The sequence below is a fragment of the Burkholderia sp. Ax-1720 genome, from assembly GCF_011753035.1.
Lineage (GTDB): Bacteria > Pseudomonadota > Gammaproteobacteria > Burkholderiales > Burkholderiaceae > Burkholderia > Burkholderia gladioli.
The window spans coordinates 19,973-28,061 of the sequence record NZ_VWWK01000090.1; the positions used below are offsets into that span (position 1 = coordinate 19,973).

At 67.8% G+C, this 8,089-nt stretch carries 5 protein-coding genes; 3 read left to right on the forward strand and 2 right to left on the reverse strand.

Features of this window, described 5'->3' with window-relative positions; translation table 11 throughout:
- Positions 1-191 precede the first annotated feature (191 nt).
- The gene (locus F3J18_RS22960; RefSeq protein WP_166914404.1) at positions 192-2,066 is read right to left on the reverse strand and encodes an alkaline phosphatase family protein; all 1,875 of its coding nucleotides are present in this window, start codon (positions 2,064-2,066) and stop codon (positions 192-194) included.
- Between F3J18_RS22960 and F3J18_RS22965 the strand changes: the two genes are divergently transcribed.
- A complete protein-coding gene (locus F3J18_RS22965) occupies positions 2,060-2,260 on the forward strand; it encodes a hypothetical protein (RefSeq protein WP_166914406.1) in 201 nt (66 codons plus the stop codon). The two genes, F3J18_RS22960 and F3J18_RS22965, sit on opposite strands and share 7 nt — an antisense overlap.
- A 245-nt stretch (positions 2,261-2,505) precedes the next feature.
- Here the strand turns inward: F3J18_RS22965 and F3J18_RS22970 are convergent, their stop codons facing one another.
- Positions 2,506-2,859 (reverse strand): DOPA 4,5-dioxygenase family protein, encoded by a 354-nt coding sequence (locus F3J18_RS22970; RefSeq protein WP_025099378.1) that lies wholly within the window; start codon positions 2,857-2,859, stop codon positions 2,506-2,508.
- A gap of 393 nt (positions 2,860-3,252) precedes the next feature.
- Between F3J18_RS22970 and F3J18_RS22975 the strand changes: the two genes are divergently transcribed.
- Positions 3,253-4,713 (forward strand): DUF1214 domain-containing protein, encoded by a 1,461-nt coding sequence (locus F3J18_RS22975; RefSeq protein ID WP_166914408.1) that lies wholly within the window; start codon positions 3,253-3,255, stop codon positions 4,711-4,713.
- A 712-nt stretch (positions 4,714-5,425) separates the two neighbouring features.
- Positions 5,426-8,089: DUF748 domain-containing protein (locus F3J18_RS22980; RefSeq protein WP_166914410.1), on the forward strand; the 2,664-nt coding region annotated here is incomplete at its 3' end.

The window sequence follows — 8,089 nt, forward strand, 5'->3', positions numbered from 1 at the left end:
CAATGGACGCAGTATCAAGCTTCCCATCATGGGAAGGTCAAGCGCTTTCTCGACGATGATTCCGACCTCGCGCGACCGACGACGTTTCGGCGTGCAAGCGATCCCGCCCCGAAAACCGTGCGACGGCCGCCCACAGCGAAACGGCCGGCCGAAGCGGGCCGCGACTTATCACCGGGCTGCCCCGGGTACCGTCAGAACTTCCAGAAATAACCACCCGGCGACGGGGGCCCGAACACCTGGCACTGGCTGTCGCTCGCGCTCAGCACCAGCGAATCGCCGAGCGTGGTGCCGGCCGCCACGGAGTAATGAAACACCTTCTGCGCCGAACTCAGGGCGTTCACATAGACGATGAAGGTGGCGGCGGCGCTGGATTTCGTATTGTCGAAGCTCAGCGCGATCGAGGTGCCGGACTTGCGGGCCGTGACCACGGCCTGGTAAGGCAGCGGGCAGGCGCCGCGCGACTTGGCGGGCACGCCCGGCGAGAAGGTATCGCCGTCCGAATACGGATAAGGCGCGTAGCTCGAGTTCGGCCCGTTGCTCGGCTCGGTGATCGACCAGTGCAGCACGTCCGAGTCGCTCGGCGTGTTGACGGGCGCCGCCAGGTTCAGCGTCTCGGTGAGATCGCCGCACACGGCGCGGCGCCAGGCCGAGATGTTCGGGCATTGCACCTTGCCGGCGGGATAACCGCGCGCGGTGAGCCAGGTCTCGAGGAAGCGGATCACCGAGGTGTGGTCCGAGAGCCGCGAGGACACGCGCCCGCCCTTGCTCCATGGCGACACCACCATCATCGGCACGCGCGGCCCGAGCCCGATCGGGGTCGACTGGTAGGTTTCGTCGCCGAGATCGATCGGCGCGCCGGCGGCGGTCTGCAGGTTGTGCTTGCCGTAGCCGTCGAGCGGCGGGATCGGCGGCGGCACGTGGTCGAAGTAGCCGTCGTTCTCGTCATAGGTGATGAAGATCGCGCACTTGCTCCACACGTCCTTGCTGCCGATCACCGTGTTGATCACGCGCTCGGCGAAGGATTCGCCGTCGCTCGAGAGCGCGGTCGGGTGCTCGCAATAGGTATAGGGCGCGACGATCCACGAGACGGCCGGGAAGCTGCTCTTGCCGTTCGCGTCCTTGGCCGCCAGGTCGGCCTGCAGCGCGGCGATCAGGCCGTTGGCCGATTGCGCGTCGTTGTCGCCGGACTTGCCGCCGTAGCTGCGCGCCCGCGCGATCTTGTCGGCATCGCCGCCGCGCCGGAACGGGTTGAAGTAGGCCAGCGCGTTGTCGCCGTAATTGCCGTAGCCCTGGTACACCTTCCAGTTCACCTGGTTGTCCTCGAGCACGTCGGCATAGGTCTTCCAGTCCCAGCCGTTCTGCTGGCCCCTGTCGTTGGCCGGATCCGAGGTGACGTTGCTCTCCCACAGGTCGTCGTTCTCGACGATGTAGTGCGTCCAGGACGAATTGGTGATCGTGCCGGCGCCCGAGGTGCCGGTCCACAGGTAGCGGCGGTTCGGGTTGGTCGGGCCGAACAGCGAGCAGTGATAGGCGTCGCAGACCGTGAAGGCATTGGCGAGCGCGTAGTAGAAGGGCAGGTCGGCGGGCTTCAGGTAGCCCATGCTCCAGTAGCCCTTCTTCTGGATCCAGGCGTTCCAGTTGGCCCAGGTGCTTTGCGAGCCCTTCCAGTCGTGATTGAGATTGACGCCCTGGTAATTGACGGGGCTGCCGGTGCCGGGATTGAGCGGATAGGGCATCACGTTGGCCACCAGCTTGCCGGAGGGATTGCGCGCGGCGTAGCTGCCCGTGCCGTTGTTCGGCTGGTACCAGATCGTCTGGCCGCTCGGCAGCGGCGCCGGATGCGGATCGGAGAGGCCGCGCACGCCCGGCAGCATGCCGAAGTAATGGTCGAACGAGCGGTTCTCCTGCATGAAGATGATCACGTGCTCGATGTCGGCGAGCTTGCCCGGCGGCGTGGTCTGGGCGAGCGCGTTGCGGATCGCGGGGGGCAGGACCGACGCCATGCCGGCGGCGGCCAGCGTGTGGGTTCCCAGTTTCAGAAAATCGCGGCGTTTGTTCGATGTCATTGGATGCCTCGTTTGTTTATGGGGTGACAGGCACGATGGCGCCGCCCGGCCAGTCGACGGCGCCCAGCACGATAACCGCGAAAGATGAAACGAAAATGGCAACGCGATCTCGCCAACGCAGCATGAAAAATCAAAAAGCCGAGGGGCTGATGGAATTCGACGGATTTATGTCAGCGAGCGACAAAAATCGATGATTTCACGGGGGAATTCAGCGAAAGAGGCGGGGCGAGGCTTGGCGAAATGCTTAATTAAATATGTCGTTCATTTCGCGGAAGCAATAATGCGGATCGATTGCCGATTTCAGGAAATTCGGATTGAATCTCTTCGGTGATCAATTGCCGGTAATTCGAAACTCCACGTTGAAGCATTCGGGAGATGCATCGAGCGATGCGATCCCCCGAACCACGAGCGGCAGGAGGCAGGGCCGGCTGGCTGCCGGCTAGCCGAACAGCGCCTCGAGACGCAGTTGATGCGAGCGGCCGATCCAGACCGCGCAATCGCGATGGTCGCGCAGCGCATCGCCGGTGTTCGGATGGACGAACACGTCGAGTGCGCCGTGGTTGAGCGCGAGCCAGCCGAGCACGGGCGTGAGCTGGCTACCGTCGAAGGCGAGCTGGTACGACCACATCGGATGCGGGCCGACCGGGCGTTCGTGGAAACGGCCGAGCTGCACGCGAGCGCCGAGCTGCTCGTCGATCACCTGGCGCAGCGCCCAGGCGGCGTCACGGCTGTCGGCGTCGAAGTAGACGTGAGCGTGCCAGCTATCGATGCTGGCGGGGTCGAGTAGGGTCATGAAGGGAGAACGGGATATCGGGAAGGGCGAGCGATCATTGTGCGCGATTTCGGCCGGGGCTTGCTTGGCGTGGCGCCGCTTGCCCGGCGAGGTGTCCTGTGGAAAAGGTTCCGGATCGAGGCGGGGCGCTGGATCCGGTCCCATCGTGGCGAATCTCACGCATGTGAATAACTCAACAATGGCGCAATATTTTGCCGTATTGCTGCGCGCGGAGATTCAATGTGGTTTCCGGCATCGAGAGCTGTGCATGCCCACTGTTTTTGTTCCGACGCGCGCGGTACGATGCACGCCGTTCGAGGAATCGAATGCAGCCCGTCACACGCTACGAGGAAGACCCGCGCGTCCGGCTGCCGCTCAACATGCGCAGCCAGGCTGCGCCGCGCGCCAACACCAATGACAATCTTTCGCCAACTTCCCGTCGCCCGGCTGACCTTCGGCGCGACGGCCGCCGTGTTCGTCCTGCTGGCCGGCTGCGCGTCGCCGCAGCAGCCGCCCGATGTCGTCGCCCGCAAGACGGGCTGGATGCGCAGCGAGGTCGCCGACTCCTACCTGTATGCCTACCCGCTGGTGATGATGGAGGTGGCGCGCCAGGCCGCCACCGATCCTGGCGCTGCCGGTCCCGGCCAGGCGAGCGCCAATACGCTGCGCATCGACGCTTCGTTGCCGCCCGCCGGCGCCGTCAATCCGCCGCTGCCGGGCATCGACACGCTCGACGCGAGCGGCTGGCTCGATGTCGGCACCGAACCGCTGATCCTTTCCCTGCCCGATACGCGCGGCCGTTACCTCGACGCGCGCGTGCTCGACATGTGGACCAACGTGGTCTGGTCGACGGGCGCCGAGGCCAATCCGCGTAATGGAAGCAGCCGGGCGCAAACGATTGCGCTGGTCGGGCCGGGCTTCCAGGGCACGCTGCCGGCTGGCGTCAAGCGCGTCGACCTGCCGGCGCGCCACGCCTGGCTCGGTGTGCGCGTGCGCAGCGGCGGCGGCGGGCGCGAGCTGGCCGAGGCGCGGCGCTGGCAGCGCGCGGTTCGGCTGGTGCCCTTGTCGGCCTGGAGCGCGCGTCCGGCGCGCGGCGCGGCCGCGGCGGGGGCTGCCGCGGCCGACGCGAACGCGGACAACGGCGCGGCCACCTCGGCAAGCGCCGCTGCCCGCGTCGCCGCGCTCGATGCCAAGGCCTTCTTCTCGCGCTTCGCCGGCGCCTTGCCCGACAATCCGCCGCCGCAGCCCGATCCGCACGTCGACCAGGTGCTCGACGAGATCGGCGTGAAGGCCGGCGTCGATCCCGACTGGAGCGGCGAGCGGCTCGCCGCCGCCGCGCGCGGGGTGGAGGATGCGCGTGCACGGCTGACCACGCCGCCGTCGAACCTGTTCGCGGCGGACGGCTGGCGCTGGCTCGGCGGCGATGCCGGCCGCTACGGGCAGGACTACACGCTGCGCGCCTACGCGGCGGCGACGCATTTCGGCGCCGGCACGCGCGACGACGACACGGTGGCGATCGTGGCCGCCGACGGCGATGGCGAGGCGCTGAACGGCGGGCGTCGCTACGTGCTGCATTTCGCGGCGCGCGAACTGCCGCCGGTGCGTGCGTTCTGGTCGCTCACGCCTTATACGGCGGACGGCGCGCTGCCCGATCCGGGCCGTGGCCGGCGCGCGATCGGCAGCTTCGACCGGTTGCAGCGCAATCGCGACGGCTCGGTCGACATCGTCGTATCGGCCAGCTCGCCGGGCCGCGCTCGCGCGGCCAACTGGCTGCCCGCGCCGCGCGCCGATTTCCAGTTGGCGCTGCGTCTCTATGCGCCCAAGCCCGAGGCGACCGACGGCTCCTGGCAGCCGCCGCCGCTGGTGCGCCAGTAAATGGGCGGCTAATGCATAAGTGAGCGGTTGCTATCGAAAGCAATCAGACGGCGCCTTCGGGCGCCGTTTTCGTTTGGGGCGGGGTGTGTCGGAGGGTTTGGTTCTCCCAAGCCTTGCTGGACAGAGGGATTCGAGACAATCGACCCCAATTTCTCCCTCCATATTTCTTTCGGCAATGTCTGTAATCACAAACACAATAAAGATTGTGACCGGGATTGCAGACTTGACATCGTTCATCGCAAACCTACGCGAATGGATGACGTGCTTCGAAGAGCATGGCGCCGACAAAAAGCTCCTTGACCAGCTATCACGAGCCTTTCGCGACATCAGCGACATCGCTTCGCCGGGGCTCGAGGCTGAAATACGCAGAGGGACGTAAGGGCAAGGCGTGCATTGCCGCTCCCGGCGTCGCCAAATACAGCTGGCAAAAGGGTATTGCCTATGTGCAGGCACGAATCGGACGATGTCCCGCCCTGTCATGAAAAGTGAGCAGGCGCTTTCCGTATAATCCACGACTGGCGAGCATCGACCCGCTTTGAAGGTGCGACGGGCAGGCCGCCCGGCAGCACCATCGCGAGATGCGTCGTCGCGGCTGGCGATCGCCCACGAGGCGACATCGCCCATGCCCGCCGAGCGCCTATACTTCGGAAAGCCGGGCTTTCCGTCCCGATTTTGCAGACGACGTTCGTCGTCCTCTCAACGGCACCTCAGCATGGCCAGCATCCAGAAAAATCAACCTGAGAACTCCCGTCCGTCCGTCGGCAAGCGGCTCGGCGACGTGGCCCGATCGCGCCGCACCAGGCGCGTCGCGCTCGGCATCCTCATTTTCCTGGTCGTGTTCGGCCTGCTCGGTTTCTTCGCGGCGCCGCCGCTGATCCGCCATATCGCCGAGCAGCAGTTGAGCCGCCAGCTCGACCGCCCCGCCACGATCGCGCGGATCGCGCTGAACCCCTACACGCTGCGGCTCGAGGCCGACGGCGTTCATATCGGCGAGCGCGGCGGGCAAGGCCCCTTCGTCGACATCGGCAAGCTGACCGTGCGGCCGGCCTGGAGCTCGCTGCTGCGCGGCGCGCCGATCGTCGACGAGGTGCGCATCGACGCGCCGCGCTTCCACATCGTCCGCTACGACGCGCAGCGCTTCAATTTCACCGACCTGATCGAGAAGTTCTCGAAGCCCTCGCAGCCGTCCTCCTCGGGGCCGACGCGCTTCTCGGTGTCGAACATCCAGGTCACCGACGGCCGGATCGACTTCGACGATCGCCTGCTCGGCGCCCGGCACGTGGTCGATCAATGGGCGCTCGGCGTGCCCTTCGTCGCCACCCTGCCCTCGAAGACCGACATCTTCGTGCAGCCGACTCTGAAGCTGCGCCTCGACGGCAGCCCGATCGCGATCACCGGCAAGACCAAGCCCTTCTCGCAGACGCGCGAATCGGAGATCAACCTGAAGTTCGACGGGCTCGATGTGCCCAAGCTGCTGTCCTACGCGCCGGCCAGGCTGCCGGTCCAGATGAGTTCCGGCAGGCTGTCGAGCGACCTGGTGCTGCGCTTCTCGATCGACGGCGAGACGCCCGCGCTGCGCGTGTCGGGCACGGTCGACCTGGCCGACGCGAATCTCAGCGACGCGGCGAACCATCCGCTGTTCGCGGCGCGTGCCGTGCATGTGGCGGCGGGCTCGCTCGAACCGCTGCGGCAGGTGCTGCATTTCGACGAGATCCGCGTCGACGCGCCGGTGCTCACGCTCACGCGCGATGCGGCCGGCGTGCTGAACGTGCAGAAGCTGGCGGCGGCCCAGGGCGGCGCGAAGGCGGCGCCCGCCGCGGCCTCGTCGCCGGCGGCCGTCACGGCAGCCGCGTCGGCACCGGCAGGGGCGGCGAGCGGCGCGAGCGCAAGCACGCAGGCCCAGGCCAAGCCGGCCGCCGAGGACGCCAAGCTGCAGCCGCTCGACCTGACGATCGCCCGCCTCGCGATCGACGACGGCACCATCCACATCAGCGACGCCTCGGTGGTCCCGGCCGCCGACCTCACGCTCGCCAAGCTGAAGACCACGCTGTCCGGCTTCACCCTGCAAGGCCGGCAGCCGGCCAAGTTCTGGATCTCGACCCAACTCGCCCAGGGCGGCGCGCTGAACGCGGCCGGCGCCGTCAGCCTGGCCCAGCAGCAGGTGGGCGGCCATCTGGGTATCGACGGCTTCGCGCTGCCGGCGATCGCGCCGTACCTGGCCGGGGCGAGCTCGGCGAAGCTGCTCGACGGCAGGCTCGGCGCCTCGATCGACGCCTTCGCGGATTGGTCGAAGCCGGAGCTGGCGGCCAATGTCGGCCCCAGCAGCCTGACGCTCGATGCGCTGAAGATCGGCGCGCCTTACGCGAAGGCGCCGGTGCTGGCCTTGTCGAGGGCCGACGTGAAGCTCTCGCGCATCGATCTCGGCGCGCGCACGGCCGAGGTGGCGAGCGTGGCCGTCAACGGCCTGGACGTCGACGCGGCGCGCCTGAAGAACGGCGAGATCGACCTGGCCGCGCTGGCCGAGCCGGCGGCATCCGCGCGCGGCGCGCGTCGCGAGCCGGCGGAGAAAACCGCCGCCGAATCGGCTGCAAAGCCGGCCGCGAAGCTGGCCACAAAGCCGGCCAACGGCAAGACCGCCGCGGCCGCGCCCTGGCATTACCGGATCGGCGAGCTGAGCCTGGCCGGCGCCAAGGCCAGCTTCACCGACCTGTCCACGCCGCGCCCCGTGAAGCTGGCGTTCGCGCCGCTCGACGTGAAGGTCGGCCCGCTCACCGACGATCTGTCCAAGCCGCTGCCGGTCTCGCTGCGCACCACGCTGAACCGCAAGGGCAGCTTCGCGGTGGCGGGCGAGGTGACGGCCACGCCGCTCGACGCGAAGCTGCGCATCGACGGCAACCGGCTCGACGCGGCCGCCTTCGAGCCGTATTTCGGCGGCGCGCTCAATGCCACCATCGCCAGCGCGCTGCTCAACGCGAAGGGCAACCTGGCGGTGTCGCAGGCGAAGGCGGCGACCAAGGCCTCGTATCGCGGCGATCTCGCCGTGGTGGACGTAAGGATGCTCGACAAGGCCAGTTCGGACCCGTTCGCGGGCTGGCGTTCGCTGGCGCTGTCGAACCTGAAGGCGAACTACGACAGCGAGCGCGGCACCGATGTCGACGCTTCGCGCGTGACCTTCTCCGGCTTCTACGGCCGCGTGTTGCTCGACGCGCAGGGGCGCCTGAACCTCAACGACGTGGTGGCCAAGCAGAGCGGCCCGGCGCAATCGCTCACGCGCGACGCGAGCGGCGCCGAACCGGTGCCCTTGTCGCCGACGGCCGCGGCCGTCGCGGCGGCGAGCGCGCATCCGGCCTCGGGCGCTTCGGCGGCCGCCGCCACC

Coding starts and splice junctions, on each gene's coding strand:
- F3J18_RS22965 (WP_166914406.1), top strand. CDS start 2,060: ATGTCATTGGATGCCTCGTTTGTTTATGGGGTGACAGGCACGATGGCG.
- F3J18_RS22960 (WP_166914404.1), bottom strand. CDS start 2,066: ATGACATCGAACAAACGCCGCGATTTTCTGAAACTGGGAACCCACACG.
- F3J18_RS22970 (WP_025099378.1), bottom strand. CDS start 2,859: ATGACCCTACTCGACCCCGCCAGCATCGATAGCTGGCACGCTCACGTC.
- F3J18_RS22975 (WP_166914408.1), top strand. CDS start 3,253: ATGACAATCTTTCGCCAACTTCCCGTCGCCCGGCTGACCTTCGGCGCG.